At 44.1% G+C, this 16195-nt stretch carries 13 protein-coding genes; 1 reads left to right on the forward strand and 12 read right to left on the reverse strand.

Annotated elements, in window-relative coordinates:
* Positions 1–2: 2 nt before the first annotated feature.
* From BXO88_RS06645 to BXO88_RS06680, 7 genes are all read right to left on the reverse strand, one after another.
* On the reverse strand, positions 3–851 hold the full coding sequence (locus BXO88_RS06645; protein ID WP_330395099.1) for a carbohydrate ABC transporter permease: 849 nt from the start codon (positions 849–851) through the stop codon (positions 3–5).
* The gene (locus BXO88_RS06650) at positions 844–1746 is read right to left on the reverse strand and encodes a carbohydrate ABC transporter permease (RefSeq protein WP_078036970.1); all 903 of its coding nucleotides are present in this window, start codon (positions 1744–1746) and stop codon (positions 844–846) included. The genes BXO88_RS06645 and BXO88_RS06650 overlap by 8 nt, the downstream gene beginning before the upstream one ends.
* A 114-nt stretch (positions 1747–1860) precedes the next feature.
* Entirely contained in the window at positions 1861–3243 is a 1383-nt protein-coding gene (locus BXO88_RS06655) for an ABC transporter substrate-binding protein (protein ID WP_078036971.1), read from the reverse strand.
* Positions 3244–3698: 455 nt separating this feature from the next.
* Positions 3699–5132, reverse strand: a complete 1434-nt coding sequence (locus BXO88_RS06665; RefSeq protein WP_078036973.1) for an APC family permease — start codon at positions 5130–5132, stop codon at positions 3699–3701.
* 336 nt (positions 5133–5468) lie between these two features.
* Positions 5469–6788 carry a M18 family aminopeptidase gene (locus tag BXO88_RS06670; protein ID WP_078036974.1) on the reverse strand — a complete coding sequence of 440 codons (1320 nt, stop codon included), beginning with the start codon at positions 6786–6788 and terminating at the stop codon, positions 5469–5471.
* A gap of 451 nt (positions 6789–7239) precedes the next feature.
* A complete protein-coding gene (locus BXO88_RS06675; protein ID WP_078036975.1) occupies positions 7240–7659 on the reverse strand; it encodes a potassium channel family protein in 420 nt (139 codons plus the stop codon).
* 89 nt (positions 7660–7748) lie between these two features.
* Positions 7749–9149 carry a TrkH family potassium uptake protein gene (locus BXO88_RS06680; RefSeq protein ID WP_078036976.1) on the reverse strand — a complete coding sequence of 467 codons (1401 nt, stop codon included), beginning with the start codon at positions 9147–9149 and terminating at the stop codon, positions 7749–7751.
* 168 nt (positions 9150–9317) lie between these two features.
* Between BXO88_RS06680 and brnQ the strand changes: the two genes are divergently transcribed.
* Positions 9318–10661 (forward strand): branched-chain amino acid transport system II carrier protein, encoded by a 1344-nt coding sequence (gene brnQ / locus BXO88_RS06685; RefSeq protein WP_078036977.1) that lies wholly within the window; start codon positions 9318–9320, stop codon positions 10659–10661.
* Between the two features lie 91 nt (positions 10662–10752).
* On the opposite strand, the gene sdaAA is transcribed toward brnQ, so the two are convergent.
* The 5 genes from sdaAA to BXO88_RS06710 form a co-directional block, all read right to left on the reverse strand.
* The gene (sdaAA, locus tag BXO88_RS06690) at positions 10753–11637 is read right to left on the reverse strand and encodes an L-serine ammonia-lyase, iron-sulfur-dependent, subunit alpha (protein ID WP_078036978.1); all 885 of its coding nucleotides are present in this window, start codon (positions 11635–11637) and stop codon (positions 10753–10755) included.
* Positions 11638–11648: 11 nt separating this feature from the next.
* Positions 11649–12317, reverse strand: a complete 669-nt coding sequence (gene sdaAB, locus BXO88_RS06695) for an L-serine ammonia-lyase, iron-sulfur-dependent subunit beta (protein ID WP_078036979.1) — start codon at positions 12315–12317, stop codon at positions 11649–11651.
* A gap of 105 nt (positions 12318–12422) precedes the next feature.
* On the reverse strand, positions 12423–13643 hold the full coding sequence (locus tag BXO88_RS06700) for a dicarboxylate/amino acid:cation symporter (RefSeq protein WP_078036980.1): 1221 nt from the start codon (positions 13641–13643) through the stop codon (positions 12423–12425).
* A 385-nt stretch (positions 13644–14028) separates the two neighbouring features.
* Entirely contained in the window at positions 14029–14553 is a 525-nt protein-coding gene (locus tag BXO88_RS06705) for a LysM peptidoglycan-binding domain-containing protein (protein ID WP_078036981.1), read from the reverse strand.
* A 35-nt stretch (positions 14554–14588) separates the two neighbouring features.
* Complete coding sequence (locus BXO88_RS06710; RefSeq protein WP_078036982.1) at positions 14589–16067, reverse strand: HD domain-containing protein; 1479 nt, start codon at positions 16065–16067, stop codon at positions 14589–14591.
* Positions 16068–16195: the final 128 nt, after the last annotated feature.

Consider the following 16195-nt stretch of genomic DNA (forward strand, 5'->3'; position numbering starts at 1 on the left):
CCTTACTTGACTGAACCTGTTATACCTTCCGCAAACTGCTTCTGTAATATGAAGAATATGATCATGGTAGGTACAGAGCAGAAAAGTACGCCCATCATGAGCTGACCATAATCCACAGTATAACCTTCGGAAAGGTTTGCGATAAGCATTGGCATATTCATGGCACTGGTATCCGTATTCATGACTACCTTCGGCCACATATATGAGTTCCATGCGTTCATAAAGCTGATAACAGCCGCTGCCGCATATGTGGATTTCATTACAGGGAGATACATACGGAAGAAGATCTCCAGCTCTGAAAGTCCGTCGAGTCTCGCTGCCTCCATGATGTCTACAGGGAAGTTTCTGGAATTCTGTCTGAACATCATGATCATGAAAGGCGTGGAAATAGAAGGAAGTATAAATGCCCATACTGTGTTAAGGAGATGTGCACCTGAAACCATACGGAAAAGCGGGATCATGGTTGCAACTTGCGGAACCATCATTGCGAGAAGGAGGATTCCGAAAAGCTTGTCCTTTACACTGTCATGGTAAAGCTCGAAGCCGTAGCCTGCCAGAGAGCAGACAAAGAGACAGAGCACTGTCTGAACGATTGAATACTTGAAGGAATTGCCGAGTGATCTCCAGAGCGGCTCAGCAGCAAGAAGATTTTTGAAATTCTCGGCGGCGTAGGTTCCGAAGACGATCTTACCCTTTGCGATCTCGATGGAAGCATTGGTAGCTGCTGTTATCATCCAGTACAGCGGAAATACCGAGAAGATACACCATATGGTCAAAAAGATGTAAGTCGGTATAAGGCGCTTCTGTATAGCGGATGAATTTGTTTTTACCTTAGAAAGATTATTAGTCACGTTTGTCACCTACTTTCAGATTGATAAATGCAAGAACTGCAACCATGATAAATACAACGAAGCTCAGGGCGGATGAATATCCGAAGTTTCCTACTCCCTGTCCGAAGGAGTTGTTGTAGATATAATGTGACATGGTGATGGTGGAGTTCGCAGGTCCGCCGCCTGTCAGGTTCATAGACTCATCGAAGAGCTGAAGTGTTCCGTTGATAGACATTATGAATGTCATTACGATAACAGGTCTGAGAAGCGGTACGGTGATTCCCCAGAAGGTCTCCCAGCCGTTGGCACCGTCGATCTTTGCCGCCTCATATACGGAGTACTCGATATTCTGAAGTCCCGCAAGGTAGAAGACCATGTTGTAGCCTGTCCATCTCCATATCAATGCTATGATGATGACCATCTTGGCTGACCATGGCGTTCCCAGGAAGTTAAAGTTGTCCTTGAAGATTCCCAGATTCACAAATACAGAATTTATGAGTCCCTGTGTTGCAAATAAAGATTTAAAAATCAATGCATATGATACCAGTGATGTGGCACAAGGCAGAAACACCATCGTACGGAAAATTCCACGGAATTTTAAATCCTTATTATTGAGAAGCTGTGCCAGAAGTATCGCGAGGATAAGCATTATGGGAACCTGAACCAGAAGATACAGAAATGTGTTTCCTATGGAACGGATGAAAAGCTTGTCCTGAAGCATACGTGTGTAGTTGTTGAAAACAGGAGTTGTCCACTGTAATGCGGCAGGTGACCCCTTTTTCAGTGAAATGATAAAGGCCTGAAGCATCGGATAGAAGTTTAGAACAAATATCATTATGGTCGCCGGAAGCAAAAAGAACCATCCTGCGCGATGCTGTTTGGCAAGAACGCTCGTCCCTTTTTTTGTTGTATTCATGTGGATCCTCCTTTTAAAATTCTCTCCTTATGGCAAAAAACGGGCGGGGAATCTCACGTGACTCCCCGCCCTGTATAGGAGTGAATTATGAAAACTGTTTCTTAGCTTTAAGCATTAGCCCTGCATAGTAAATCTTACCTGATCCTCAGCATCCTTGATAGCTGAGTCTGCATCTGCTCCGTTGATGATGCTCTGGATAGCTGCAGCAACCTGTGTACGTGTCGGATAGTGGAAATCGCTCTGCTCTACAACAGGAACATTGGCACCCATCTTAACGATCTCGGCATAGATAGGTGTGTTGTTGAAGTATTCAACACCCTCGTTGTAAACCGCTGATGTACCTGCTGAAATAGAACAAGTGATAACGCCGCCGTTCTTAAGAGCTGCATCATATGTCTCTACAGAACCTGATCCGAATGTCTTTGCAAGGAAATCCTGAGCGAGCTCAAGCTTCTTGCAGTTTGAAGTGATGTAAAGTGAAGAACCTCCGTTTGATGCGAAGCCTTCCTTGCCCTTACCCTCAAGCGTAGGCATGCTTGTGATCTCCCACTTTCCAGAGTTGTCCTTAACCTGCTTGATGGTCGGTATGATCCAGTTTCCGTTCATAACACCTGCAACCATATCGCCTACGATAGTCTGATCTGTGTAATCGCCCCAGTCGTTTGCGAGGTAGATAACGTTTTCCTTGACACCTCTTACGATAACATCGATGACCTTCTTGAATGCCTCGTTCTCTGAAAGATTTATATCTCCATCCTTAAACTGTGAAGCACCCTCGGCCTGAAGCATCATATATGGAAGGTCGTTTCCGTCACCATCCATGGAAAGAAGGTACTTTCCTGTCTTCTCATTTACCTTCTTACCGATCTCAAGCCACTCATCCCATGAGATACCCTTCATGTCGTCGATCGTATAGCCTGCTTCTGCAAGAAGATCTGTTCTGTATGCAAAAACGACTGTACCGTTGTCTACCGGCATACCATAGTGAACACCATCGATGGTCGAATATGATAACTTCTCCTTTCCGAAGTCATCCCAGTTAACACTTGCGCCCTCGAAGCTTGCCCAAGCCTCAGGGAAATCTGTTACATACTTCTGGAAGTAGTGATCCTGGAAAAGAACGATATCAGGAAGTGTGCTGTAGTCTCCGGCTGAACCTGCAAGTGTAACTGCATTTTCAACATCTGATGACTGAGACTGTTCTATGATGTTGAGCTTAAACTCAGGATCCACATTCTTCTGATAATCAGCCTCTGCAGCCTGAAGTGCAGGGATGTTGAAGTTCTTGTCCCATGCGTAAACTGTAAGGGTCTTATCTCCTTCAGCTGCGGCAGGAGCTGCTGTAGTCTCTTCCTTCTTTTCTTCAGCCTGTGCAGCGGTTGTTGCTGAAGGTTCAGCACCCTTTGACTCTGCAGGAGCCTGAGGTGACGGGCTGCAGGCTGCAAGTGAAGCTACCATAGTTCCTGCCATTACGGCTGCCATAAGTCTTTTCTTCATAAAAATCCTCCGTTTTGTTCTCCCTTTGTATTTCGCATAGCGAGGGGAGCCTTTTTGACCGTTTTCGTTTGAAAACGGTGTTTTATTTGTGCAATCTCAATCATTAAGCACTTAGGATTGCTTCTTTCTATGTGTATTTTAACAGTACAATGCGCATTAATGTTCACATTTTCATCTATGATATGTGCAATTTCGACCATTGTGGCAAACATACACAAATCCGTACGCCAATGGCTAAGTTTTTTGAACATTTTTGACACAGTTTTAACATCTGTGCAAGCACAGCGGCCGCATGAAAGCCTTATCACCACATCTCACAGCTTCGCTGTTCGATTCCGCGTTGTCTTTCATATGTCCGCTTGTGCAAGCACAGCGGCCGCATGAAAGCCTTATCGCGAAAAAAAGGCTGCCCGCTTTCGCGGACAGCCTCTTCCATATTAAATATTTGATTTAAATCAAGCGTTTGCTTCTGCAGCCTTCTTCTGTACTTCGTTCTTCTTGATGATAGGAAGAATTACACCGAGAGCTGTAAGTACGCAAGGTGTGATGATATTGAGAGCCATTGTGAAAGGATCTGTATCGTATACACCGAGGATACAGCAGGCAGCTGTAACGAAGAAGCACCATCCACCGGCGATAAGAGCAACTGTGTTGTTCTTTACGAAACGGTACTCAGGAGCATACTTTGCGCCTGCCTTACGGAGTGCGATATAAGCTGTGAAAACCCAGAGGTAACGCATAGGCATACATACTGAGTTAAGCTTTGTAAGCTGCTTAAGAACTGCAGCAGCACCAGGTACAAATGACTGAATAAGGATGATAGCACCTGAAAGAACTGCAACCATCTTGATACCGTTGATGTAAGCACCTGCATCATTCTTCTTGAGAAGAGCTGTAGGGATGAACTCCTGTGCATCCTCGTTGTCGAGAAGCATACGAAGAGGAGCATCGATACTGATTACAAGTGTTGAAAGCTGACCAACCATGTTACATACAGCATAGATGATGAGAAGTGTATCACCGATACCATAATAGTTTCCGAGCTTCTGGAATGCCCAGTAAGAACCGTTTGAAACGTATGCGTTGAAGTTCTCGTTGATGGCAACAGGATCGAACATCATGCCCATAGCGATAGTTCCGAGAATAGCACAAACTACAACCATGATAGCAAGTGTGATCATTGACTTAGGGAAGCCCTTGCTTGGGTTCTCTACCTTGTTAACGTATGGAGAGATCTTCTCGCATCCGCCTACTGCAAATACAAGGATAGAAAGTGATGTGAAATACTTAACGTCGAACTGTGGGATAAGGTTCTTCATGCTGAAATCCAGTGATACATAATCAGCTGTAGGATTTATAGCACGTGCAGTGAATATCATGATGATGTAAAGAATAGACATTACAAACATACTTGTTCCTGCGATTGTTGCAAGCTTCTTTAACGGGTTAAGACCACGGCTGGCAACCCAGCAGAAGAAAAGAAGTACTGCAAATGTGATGAGCTGTACACCGATTGTAGGGAATGTATCGTATGTCTCAGCATTGCGGAAAACTGCCCAGCTGAGAGCCTTAAGTCCGCCTGATGACTTACTTGCGATGTATGTGATGTGACATGCCCAGTATGTCCATCCTGCGTAGTATGCAAGCTTAGGACCTGTAGTCTTTAAGATCCATGAGCTTACTCCTCCACCTGACTCCTTGAAAGCAGAACCAAGCTCACCAACCATAAGTGCATATGGGATGAAATACAGTGCAAACATTAAGATCCAGCTGAAAATAACCTGGATACCGTTGAAGTAGACGAAACCGTTCAGAACGTTACCAAAGCCCCATACTGTTGAGAACGCCATGAATGCGAGAGTCGTCCATTTGATACGCTTTGAATCCATAACAAAAACTCTCCTTTTCATACCGGCAAAGCAGATTCATACTTTGCCTGATTTTACGAGATGCCGTATATTTTTTTGCATCCCCTTCTTTTTCGCAGTTACAGATAATCTCTCCCACCATTTCTCTGTATCCGCATAAAGCAGTGACTGAAAGTGTTCGAATTCGTGCAGCCTCTGCCTTAATTACATATAAAATGATCCATTCCGTCCGGATCCTTCCTGAGGACAATGCTTACATCGTCCAAAGGACAGTATTTTCAGGACTTAGAAACATTTTAAAAACTAAAGAACTCATTACTTCTTTCATCACACATCAGCGCGATGAAAAGAAAAGTCTCAGAACTTCAGCTTGTAATTTCCGTCTCCTGCTCCCTCAACCGATGATGAGAACAGTACCTTTGCAGCCTCTACGAGATATGCCGTATCCTTTGCGCCGGCTGTCTCGTAAGGTGAATGCATGGCAAGCTGTGGAAGTCCGATATCCACTGTGTTGAGTGCAACCTGATTCTGTGAAATGTTGCCCAGAGTTGAACCTCCAAGCATGTCAGAACGGTTTGTAAATGTCTGATATGGCACTGAAGCCTTCTTGCAGATGGCTCTCATGATCGCACCTGAGATCGCATCAGTTGTGTACTTCTGATTCGCACTGTACTTGATAACGATACCCTTGTTGAGATACGGACGGTTTGTAGGATCAGACTTTTCCGGATGGTTAGGATGTACGGCATGAGCATTATCCGCAGATACAAGAAAGCTCTTTGCGATACTCATGAGGTACTCATCCTCTGACTTGCCGAAAGCGTTGTTTATACGGTGAAGTGTATCCTTTAAAAATGTTGAAGCTGCGCCCTGCTTGGTTCCGGAGCCGACTTCCTCGTTGTCGAATACACAGTGAACTGCTACTGAGTCCTTTGGCTCAGCCTGAAGGAAGCCCTGAAGTGATGCAAATGCACACTGAAGGTCATCCAGGCGACCGCTGGCGATGAACTCGTTGTTGAGACCGAGCTTTGTACCCTTCATGCGGTTATAAAGATAAAGATCCGTGTCGAGGATGTCTTCTGCATTTACTCCTGCCTCATCCGCAATGAGCTTCAGGAACACATCCTTCTCCTCACCCTTCTCGCAGAAAAGAGGAAGCATATCAACCTGTGCATTGAAGTTGTAGCCCTCATTTACTTGACGATTCATATGGATGGCAAGGTTCGGAATGATCATGAGATCACGGTCGATGTTCACGAGCTTTGTCATGATACCGTCCTCTGTGCTGACTACGATTCGTCCTGCAACAGAAAGAGGTCTATCAAGCCATGGTGAACAGATCATGCCGCCGTACTTCTCTACGTTAAGCTTTACATACTGCTTGTCGATGGTGATCTCTGCGTTTGACTTTATCTTGAAGACCGGTGAATCACAGTGGCTGGCCATCATCTGGAAGCCTGTGTAATCCTCCTTAGGAATGCGAAATGCTATGACAGCGGAATCGTTTCTGGTCACATAGTAACCCTTTCCGGCTTCAAGCTTCCATGCCTCACCCTCATATAAGCGGGTCAGGCCTTCCTTACTTAAGGTCTCACACATATTGCTGACTGCAAAAAAAGAAACAGGGCTGTTATCAAGGAATGAAATCAGCTCGTTATTTATATTTTCAAAATTCATTTATGATATCCCTCCTTGGAAAGATCGGCCCATGCCTTTTCAGGGTAAACATAGACCACCAAAGCATGTTTTATACAGTTTCACAAAGCAATAAATAAAAAATCTTTATCTATTATATTTAATATTCTTTGAGTCAATATTTAACATGCCTGCTGATTATATCACCTTGTTAATTTTTCCTCAACCAATTGATTTGATTATGTTTTCCTTAAAATATAACTTCTTTTTATTATATTTATATATACTATTTATGTCTTTAATTCTTTTGGGTCATACAGTTGTCCGCGCAAAAAAGACATCGGCTGTTCACCGCGTTAAACTGCTGATTATAGCTTTCAGCTTGTTTAACGGGGCAAAAAACCGATGTACTTATATCCGACGCAGACTATTCAGAGTCCTAAATGCACTTAAAATTTTCAAACTATCTGTTATCTGCTCTATTCAATTTAAATCATTTATTTAAAATATGTGTAACCGTCAGATGCGCCATAGTCTTTTCAGGATATATGATCTCATCTGCCCCCAGCTTCTTCAGTATCTTACCCATACGCTCCGAGCTGGCTTTCACTATAACCTTATGTACCCCCTGCTCCTTTGCGATGGTCGTGCACATGATGCTAGCCTCCAGAGAACTTCCCATAGCCACGATCACCACATTCATGCTTCCCAGTCCCAGCTTCTCCACAGCCTCAGGATCCGCAAGATCACATACGACCGCCATGTCAGCGATTTCCGACATCTGATTTATGACTTCCTCATCATTATCCACTATCATCAGATCCACTCCGTTCTCAAAAAGCTCCCTGGATACATATTTCCCATATCTTCCCAGACCAAGCACCGCCATGGAAAGTGTTTTGTTGTCGCTCATATATATTCCTCCCCCATTTTTTAGTTACGCGAATTTCAAAAGTCGATATCAAGTCGCTCTGTACAAAGCGAGCTCACGATTGTCACGTTTCATCCTATATAGTACTTTCCCTCCGCATATCCCAGGAGATCCGTTTTACCCTTGCTGCTTCTAAAGAACATGACCAGCGAAATAGGCCCTATCCTTCCCAGGTACATAGCGATTATGATAATGACTTTGCCAGCTGCATTCAGTGACGAAGTAAGGTTTCTCGAAAGTCCCACAGTTGCTGTAGCACTGAAAACCTCATAGAGGGCATCCACCAGTGCAACCTCCGGGTTCGTGAGCATCAGAAGTATACTTAGAACACAGGTCACCAGAAAGCTAATGATAATGATTGCCACAGCCTTATGTATGGTTTCAAACGAAAAAGCCCTGTTGAATATAACCGGTTTCTGATGATGATTCAGTGAGCTGAACCCGTAAAGTATAAGCGCGAAAAATGTCACCGTTTTTACTCCTCCTGCCGTTCCCATGGGTGAACCACCCACAAACATATACAGGAGCCCTGTAAATGCCGTGACATCTCTCAGTCCTTTCTGCGAAACAGTCATAAACCCCGCTGTTCTGAAGGTCACGGACTGAAATATGCTGTTCCATATTTTTCCTTGCATAGTCATATTTTTCATAGTCTCCGGATTATCCTTTTCGGCTATGAAAACAAGTACTGCTCCTGACAGAATAAACACACATGTCAATGCAAAAACAAGTCTGGTATGCTCTGAAAGCCTTAACCGCTTCTTATCTTCTTTACTTTTAAAGCAGTTTTTTATGACCTCAATAACATCAAACCAGACAACAAATCCCAGACCTCCGAGAACTATCAGAGACATGGTCACAAGCAGAAAACCATAGTTGTCCGAATATGCCATGAGACTATCAGATCCCAGCACATCTATTCCGGCATTACAGAAGGCAGATACGGAATGGAAGACAGCTGCAAAAATTCCATTTGCATTACCCATCCTCGGCACGAATACAAGCGCCGTAAGCAACGCTCCTACAGCCTCAACTATAAAAATGTCAGCGATAACTCTTTTGCAAAACCCGACTACTCCTTTGATGGAACTTAAATTAAGTGCATCCATCATGAGGACTCTGGTTTTGAGAGACAGTCCCTTTCTCATAAGAAGCAGGAATACAGCCGATATACATACTACTCCCATTCCCCCAACCTGTATAAGAAACAATATCACAGCCTGTCCGAACAAAGTCCAATGTGAAAATGTATCTACCACCACAAGTCCCGTGATACACACAGAGGTCGTGGCTGTAAAAAGCGCTGTCAAAAAGCTCGTTTCTTCCCCGGTAACTGTTGCGGCAGGCAGCATCAAGAGTATAGTTCCAACTATAATAGCCAGTAAAAAGCTTAATGCTATCTGTTGCGTGGTGCTCAGACTGCTTAACTTAAATTTTGTTTTCTTCTTACTTTTTTTCTTTATACTGTACATTCAGGTCACACCCCCTATACATCATAGAATATATGGCATCCCCTGTTCAAGTCCCTGGCATTTTCCACTTTTTTCTCTCTGATTTCCTCTTATTTAATTTTATATCTTTTACATTATGTTTTTTTCTGATAAACTACTCCAATTCGTATATAACCCATGGAGGTAATAATGAAAACAAAGCTTACTTTCGGAGAGCTCGTCACCATTTCCAGCATGCTCTTCGGTTTATTTTTCGGAGCAGGAAACCTCATCTTTCCGGCATATTTCGGACAGATGGCAGGAAACAACATTTTCGCAGCGCTGACAGGTTTCCTCATTACTGCAGTAGGCATGCCCCTTCTGGCAGTCATATCTCTTGGAATCACAGGCAGCAACGGACTCCTGGATCTGAGCCAAAAGGTAGGAAAAAGATTCGGCTATATCTTTACTATCGCTCTTTATCTCTCCATCGGGCCATTCTTCGCAGCTCCACGTTGTCTGACTGTGCCCTTCGAGATAGGTATCCGACCTCTGCTTCCCTCCGGTGCAAACCCACAGCTTATGCTTTTAATGTTCACGATCTTTATGTTTGTGCTCATTCTGTGGTTTTCCCTTAGACCGGGAAACATCCTTGTATGGATCGGAAAGTTTCTCAATCCTGTATTTATAGTTGTTTTGGGCGTACTTCTGTTTATTGCGTTGTCACAGCCCGAAGGCAGCATATCAGCATTTGAAGCACAGGAAGCATATGCGACTTCACCTGTTTTGCAGGGAATACTTGATGGCTACAACACCATGGACACTCTCGCCGGTCTTGCATTCGGAATCATAGTTGTGGATGTAGTTCGTGCACAGGGCATCACTTCATCTTCTGATATCGCAAGAAATACCATCATGGCAGGTATCTTCAGCTGCGGTTTCATGGGATTTATTTACTTTCTCGTTGCTATGGCAGGAGCAGAAAGCAGGGCCTACGCTCCATTAAGCGATAACGGAGGTGCTGTTCTCGCAGATATCTCTGCTCATTATCTTCCGGGCTTTGGCTCCATACTTCTTGCAGTTATCGTATTTTTTGCCTGCCTGAAGACCGCTGTAGGTCTCATGACAAGCTGTGCCACAACTTTTTCCGAGATGTTCCCGGGAAAGCTTTCCTATAACAAATGGGCGATTCTTTTCTCGACAGTGACCTTCATCATATCAAATGTTGGTCTCGCATCCATTATAAAGATCTCGGTACCTGCTCTTATGATGCTTTATCCTATCGCCATCACTCTTACCTTGCTTGCGGTTTTCGGCGGTTTATTCAAGCATGATCATACTATTATAGTTTCTGCGATGACCATGGCGGTTATCAGCGCATTCTTTGATTTCATAAAGGCTCTGCCAGAGACCTGGACTCACGCCATCGGAGCAGACGGAATCATATCCCTCTGCGACAGATACCTTCCATTCTTCACCTACGGCTTCGGATGGGTGATGCCGACAGCGGCCGGACTGCTGATCGGTTTAGTTATAAAGACCATTAAAAAATGAAAAAGCGACCTCCGCACCGGAGGTCGCTTTTTACATATAGAGAGTTCATTTATTTTTGGAGGATAAAAGTAACTTCTCTTATATTTATTTTTTAGCCTTTGGATCCGAAAACCTGCTCGCGGTATCTCTTGCCTGTAGGGGTCGCTGCAAGACCGCCTGTGGCTGTTTCCTTAAGGTCTCTGGACATGGCATCACCGACTTCACGCATAGCATCTATACATTCGTCAGCAGGTATCTTTGCTTCGATACCTGCAAGTGCCATATCTGCTGATGAAAACGCGATGACTACGCCGGAAGCATTTCTCTTAATACATGGAATCTCAACGAGTCCTGCAACAGGATCACATACGAGTCCCTCCTGATTAACTATGGAAATAGCGAGAGCATCCGCACACATCTCAGGTGTTCCGCCCATAAGCTCTACGAGAGCTGCTGCCGCCATTCCGGAGGCACTGCCGCACTCTGCCTGACAACCGCCCTGTGCACCGGCGATAGAAGCCTTTTCAGCAACTATCATACCGAAAGCAGCTGCAGTGAAGATGGACATGACAACGTCCTTCTTATCCAACTTTTTGTCCTCGTAAGCTGTGATGAGACATCCCGGAAGTATTCCGCAGCTACCTGCTGTAGGAGTTGCTACGATCTTACCCATGGCAGCGTTGCAGTTTGATACTGCAAGAGCTCTGGAAACGGCTCTGGACATGGTCTTTCCCATGAGTCCGCCGCCATTCTTCGCATAATTCGTCATCTTGAAGCCCTCATCACCTGTGAGACCCGAAGTGGATCTGCGTCCTTCCTGCTCGCCCCACTCGGCTGACTCACACATGATATCGAAGCACTTCTCCATGCTCTTATAAGCTTCCTCTTCGGAAATCCCCATCTTCTTTGCCTGATCTCTGATACAGATATCACTGATACGACAATTCTGTTCCTTGGCTGCATCAACCAGCTCTTTTACTGAATTATATGAAAGCATTTAAATTCTCCTTAAATTGCATGGATAAGCAATGCATTATCGATATTATCCATTTTCTTAAGATCTGTGATCAGCTGCTCAGGTGGAAGTTCGTCAAGCTCAAGAGTCATGAGCGCGTCTCCACCGCGTTCCTTTCTGCTTAGATGGAAACCGCTGATGTTGAGTTCTCCGTAGCGCCAGTACATAAGATTTGTTACATTGGCAATTACACCCGGGGTATCCTTGTGAAGTACGAAAAGGGTGTTGTTCTCTCCGCTGAAGTTGACTTCCATTCCGTCGATATTGCTTACGCGAATGTTTCCGCCCCCGATGCTTGCGCCTTCAACAAATCCTGTTTTACCGCTTTTACATGTAAAATATATTCTCGCTGTGTTTGGATGAGCACCCGGAATATCTTCTGCAATGAATTCATATTTAAGACCACGTTCCTCCGCAATCTCCATTGCGTTTCTTATCTCTTCGGAATAGCTTTGGAAACCCATGATTCCTGCAAGGATAGCTCTGTCTGTTCCATGGCCTCTGTAAGTACGGGCAAATGAACCTGAAAGCTGTATCCTGACTTCAGTCAGCACGTCATTATCAACTATCTTATTGACTATCGCACCGATTCTGCAGGCACCTGCAGTATGTGAACTGGACGGTCCGATCATGACAGGTCCTATAATATTGAATATATTCATCTTGCTCTCAAGACCTTTCTTTTCTGATACAGTTTTGGGGGCTAAACATTGCCCCCAAAATTTTGTGTATTTCCGTAACCGGAAAAAGTATTTACTTTAATTAAATCAGTCTACGGCTACTGCCTGACCCTTCATGATGACCTTTCTGTAGATCTGGTCAACTACAACACCGATAGCATTATCTCCGGAAACGTTACATGCTGTTCCGAAAGAATCCTGTGTGATGTAAAGAGCTACCATAAGCGCACAAATAGGGCCGTTAGGATCTCCTGCTGTTGTTCCGAATACCATGTAAAGGAATGGAAGAGCTGTCATGATAGATCCGCCCGGAGCTCCAGGAGAAGCAACCATGGCAACACCGAGTGTCATGATGAATGGGATAACAGTTCCGAGACTGATAGGAAGATCATTCATGAGACATACGGCTGTAGCACAGGCTGTTATAGTGATCATAGAACCACACATATGGATGTTAGCACAAAGTGGTACTACGAAGTTTCTGATCTGTGAGCAGATTCCGTCAGCACGTGCACACTCAAGGTTTACAGGAATTGTAGCTGCAGAAGACTGTGTTCCGATAGCTGTTGTATAACCTGAGATCTGGTTTGTCATAAGCTTGATAGGATTCTTGTGAGCGATGCTTCCTGCGAGGCAGAACTCGATAAGAAGATATACAAGGTGCATAGCGATTACTACGATGAATACCTTCCAAAGGATTCCAAGGATAGTAAATGTCTTTCCTGAGTATGTAAGGTCTACGAATGTACCACAGATATACAGAGGAAGAAGTGGGATGATAGCTGTGTGAAGAACCGCATCAATGATTGCTGAAAAGTCCTTCATGCTATCGTAAAGTGTTGTTCCGATTGTCTTTCCGCGAAGGCTTGACATGCAAAGTCCAAGGATGAAGGCAAGAACAACTGCTGAAAGTGTATCGATAACAGCAGGAAGTGAGATGCTGAAGTATGTTCCAACGCTTACATCTGCTGTTGCCTGAATCTTCTCAAGGGCATCCGGCGCCATGAAATGCGGGAAGAGTGTGCTTGACACGATGAAAGACATGCTTCCTGCAACAAGTGTACTGCAGTATGCGAGCAGAACTGTGATGATGAGGAGCTTACCTGCACCCTGTGACAGATCTGCGATACCCATAGTAACGTATGCAAGGATCATGAGAGGTATAACGAACTTCAGGAATGAACTGAAGATAGATGATAATGTAACTACTGTCTTACAGAACCATAATGGCATGAACTCGCCGATCAGTATACCAATTATGATGGCGATGATAAGCTTCGGTACGAGACCTAATTTGAACTGTTTCATAAAATTCCCCTTAAAATATCACGGGCCTGAACCCGTATAATATAGACTTAATAAATGGAAGATGTGCACCCCTCTTCCCATTAGCCATGGGAATAATAACTAAAAAAAGTACATTTGTAAAATTCATAGTTTTAAACAGGTCCATTAAAAATAATAATGGATAAAGCATTGTATATTTTGTTTTATTGTATACAACATTCAGGTATTTTCAAGCCTTCTTTCCCATGTGAAAATAAGTAGCCGAAAGCCTTCATCTAAAATAAAAAAACAGGTACGTGACTATGTAAAGTCACGTACCTATATCTCAGATTCATATCCGGAGCAAAGCCACGGTAAGTTCAACACCGGCTTTCACTCCTTTTTCACAATATCAGTCACTTTCGATTCATGCGATCTTTATTTTCTGTCCTATATCTATTCTGTTCGGATTTTTTATGGTGTCCTTATTAAGTTCATAGATATCCTTCCACTTTTTAGAATCTCCGTATTCTCTCTTTGCTATCCTCTGGAGAGTATCTCCTGATTTCACAACATAGATCCTTGCCTCTTCAGCCTCGCTCTTTTCAGAAGCTATATCCTGTTCCAAAGCCGTCTCTGAAGTATCCGGTGCTGCTGCAGTTTTGGAAGCATTGGCAGCAGCCTGTGCAACAGCCGTATATAAAATGGTTTTGATCCGATCTATATCCGTATCTGAAAGTCCGATAGACCTAAGATAGGTTTCGACCTTACCACTTATGTCAGCAGCAGTGATATCACCTGCCTGAACGGAATTCTGCAGGCTCTTTACTATATTGCTGTTTGCTATGTTTTCTATGCTTCCTGTTCCGGCATATGCTGTCATGAGCGTCATGAAGATCATCAACATAACAAGCGCCGCCGTTACTGCTGAAAAATGCCTTTTGTTTCTCATCTTACTCTCCTTTCTATAACATTCTGTTATCCGTGTCAGATCACCAAAGTGTCCAGCCTTCCCAATAGTTCTTCAAGTCTCTTCATATATGTCTTTGCGATGCTCTTTTCCTTTTCCGACATGTCCACATGTTTGTGAAGCTTTCTCATCATCCTGAGATAACTGATAAATGCCGCCTTATCCCTGATTTCAGAAAGTACGCTTTCATCCTCGGTTCCGTAGTATACCTTAATGAAGGTCTCAAAAAATCTCTTCGCTGTCTCGTATGAGAAGCCCATGAATTTCTCTACCACTTTCGGGTCATCCTCCCCAAGCGCCACATAAAAATGATGCAGCCCTGCGATCTCAAAGAGGGGGGCACCTCTCGATACCCTGTCCATGTCGATGAGGAGTGCCTCACCGTTCTGCATGAATACATTGCCGGTATGGAAATCTCCATGTACAAGAGTCGAAGGAACCGGAAGCGTACCAATCAGCTTTAAGCATCTTTCTGCCAATGCCTCATCATCGTACGCAACACCTCCTCTGACATAGGCCCTCAGATTTTCTGTTCCGTCTGAAAAACCGTCCTCCTCTGTCACCTCGATATCATGGATGGTATGTGCAAGTTCAGCCATGATCTTCGCATATACATCTACCTGCGCAGGATCTCTGGATATACACTCGGAGATGGTCTCAGATGCTATGAGCTCATACATGGCTCCATACCTGTCTCCCACCGAAACGATACCAAAAGAAATGGCTGTCGGCATACCGAGAACGAAGGTCTTTCGGCTCAACGCTATCTCCTGCTCAACATCATGATAGGTGTTGTTCTCATTGAAGACCTTGATCACCAGCTCATCATCGTAACGGTAAACCTCCCCCTTGGCTCCCTTACCTATGAGCTTGCAACCGTCTAAAGAAACCTCTCTGTACTTTTTATACCTGGTCTTATCCGAGTCAAATGTTCCCGGCCAGATAAAATTCACATGCTTGATATACTCTTTGAAAGCTCCGGTCTTATTCAGTGAAAGCTCCACTATCTCCGCAATGCTCCTGTAGTACCAGCACTGAAGCTGAGGGTCGTTCTGATGAAGTCCGTTCCACACATTTTCACCCATTTCGGAATACATGCCTGAAAGTGATCTGATATTGGAAAGCTTATCAGCCAGCCAAAGCATCTTCACCCCTATGTCACGGCTGTTCCTGAGAACCAGAAGCGCCTCTTCCTTACGGCGCTTCCATGTATCTCCGGGATCCTCCTCCGGATATTTGTTCTCCGACTCTGATGAAACCAGAAACGCAACTCTGTCTCCAAATCGTTTCTTTATTTCCTCCAGTGTTCCGTCTGTATCTTCAACTATATCATGAAGTATACCTGCCGTGATGATCTCCTGATCATCAGTCATAGTAGAAAGAATCTGCGCTACCTCTATGGGATGCAATATATACGGGATATTTCTGAATTTCCTGATTTTTCCCTGATGCAGAACAGTGGCATAGATTATGGCCTCTTCCAACATATTCATCATAAAGAACTTCCCTGCCTTTCTCCGACTTTGGGTAAAAGCCGGACTTAATGCATTATCAATAAAAAACCTATCGACAGAAACATCCTGTAACTTTAGAAAAATTACATCATATTTTTTATATATTAATA

This window comes from Oribacterium sp. C9, from assembly GCF_002007235.1.
Classification (GTDB): Bacteria; Bacillota; Clostridia; order Lachnospirales; family Lachnospiraceae; genus Oribacterium.

What these genes read in the sequence shown, in the direction of transcription:
- BXO88_RS06650 (WP_078036970.1), bottom strand. Translation starts at nt 1,746, where the DNA reads ATGAATACAACAAAAAAAGGGACGAGCGTTCTTGCCAAACAGCATCGC.
- BXO88_RS06655 (WP_078036971.1), bottom strand. Translation starts at nt 3,243, where the DNA reads ATGAAGAAAAGACTTATGGCAGCCGTAATGGCAGGAACTATGGTAGCT.
- BXO88_RS06665 (WP_078036973.1), bottom strand. Translation starts at nt 5,132, where the DNA reads ATGGATTCAAAGCGTATCAAATGGACGACTCTCGCATTCATGGCGTTC.
- BXO88_RS06670 (WP_078036974.1), bottom strand. Translation starts at nt 6,788, where the DNA reads ATGAATTTTGAAAATATAAATAACGAGCTGATTTCATTCCTTGATAAC.
- BXO88_RS06675 (WP_078036975.1), bottom strand. Translation starts at nt 7,659, where the DNA reads ATGAGCGACAACAAAACACTTTCCATGGCGGTGCTTGGTCTGGGAAGA.
- BXO88_RS06680 (WP_078036976.1), bottom strand. Translation starts at nt 9,149, where the DNA reads ATGTACAGTATAAAGAAAAAAAGTAAGAAGAAAACAAAATTTAAGTTA.
- brnQ (WP_078036977.1), top strand. Translation starts at nt 9,318, where the DNA reads ATGAAAACAAAGCTTACTTTCGGAGAGCTCGTCACCATTTCCAGCATG.
- sdaAA (WP_078036978.1), bottom strand. Translation starts at nt 11,637, where the DNA reads ATGCTTTCATATAATTCAGTAAAAGAGCTGGTTGATGCAGCCAAGGAA.
- sdaAB (WP_078036979.1), bottom strand. Translation starts at nt 12,317, where the DNA reads ATGAATATATTCAATATTATAGGACCTGTCATGATCGGACCGTCCAGT.
- BXO88_RS06700 (WP_078036980.1), bottom strand. Translation starts at nt 13,643, where the DNA reads ATGAAACAGTTCAAATTAGGTCTCGTACCGAAGCTTATCATCGCCATC.
- BXO88_RS06705 (WP_078036981.1), bottom strand. Translation starts at nt 14,553, where the DNA reads ATGAGAAACAAAAGGCATTTTTCAGCAGTAACGGCGGCGCTTGTTATG.
- BXO88_RS06710 (WP_078036982.1), bottom strand. Translation starts at nt 16,067, where the DNA reads ATGATGAATATGTTGGAAGAGGCCATAATCTATGCCACTGTTCTGCAT.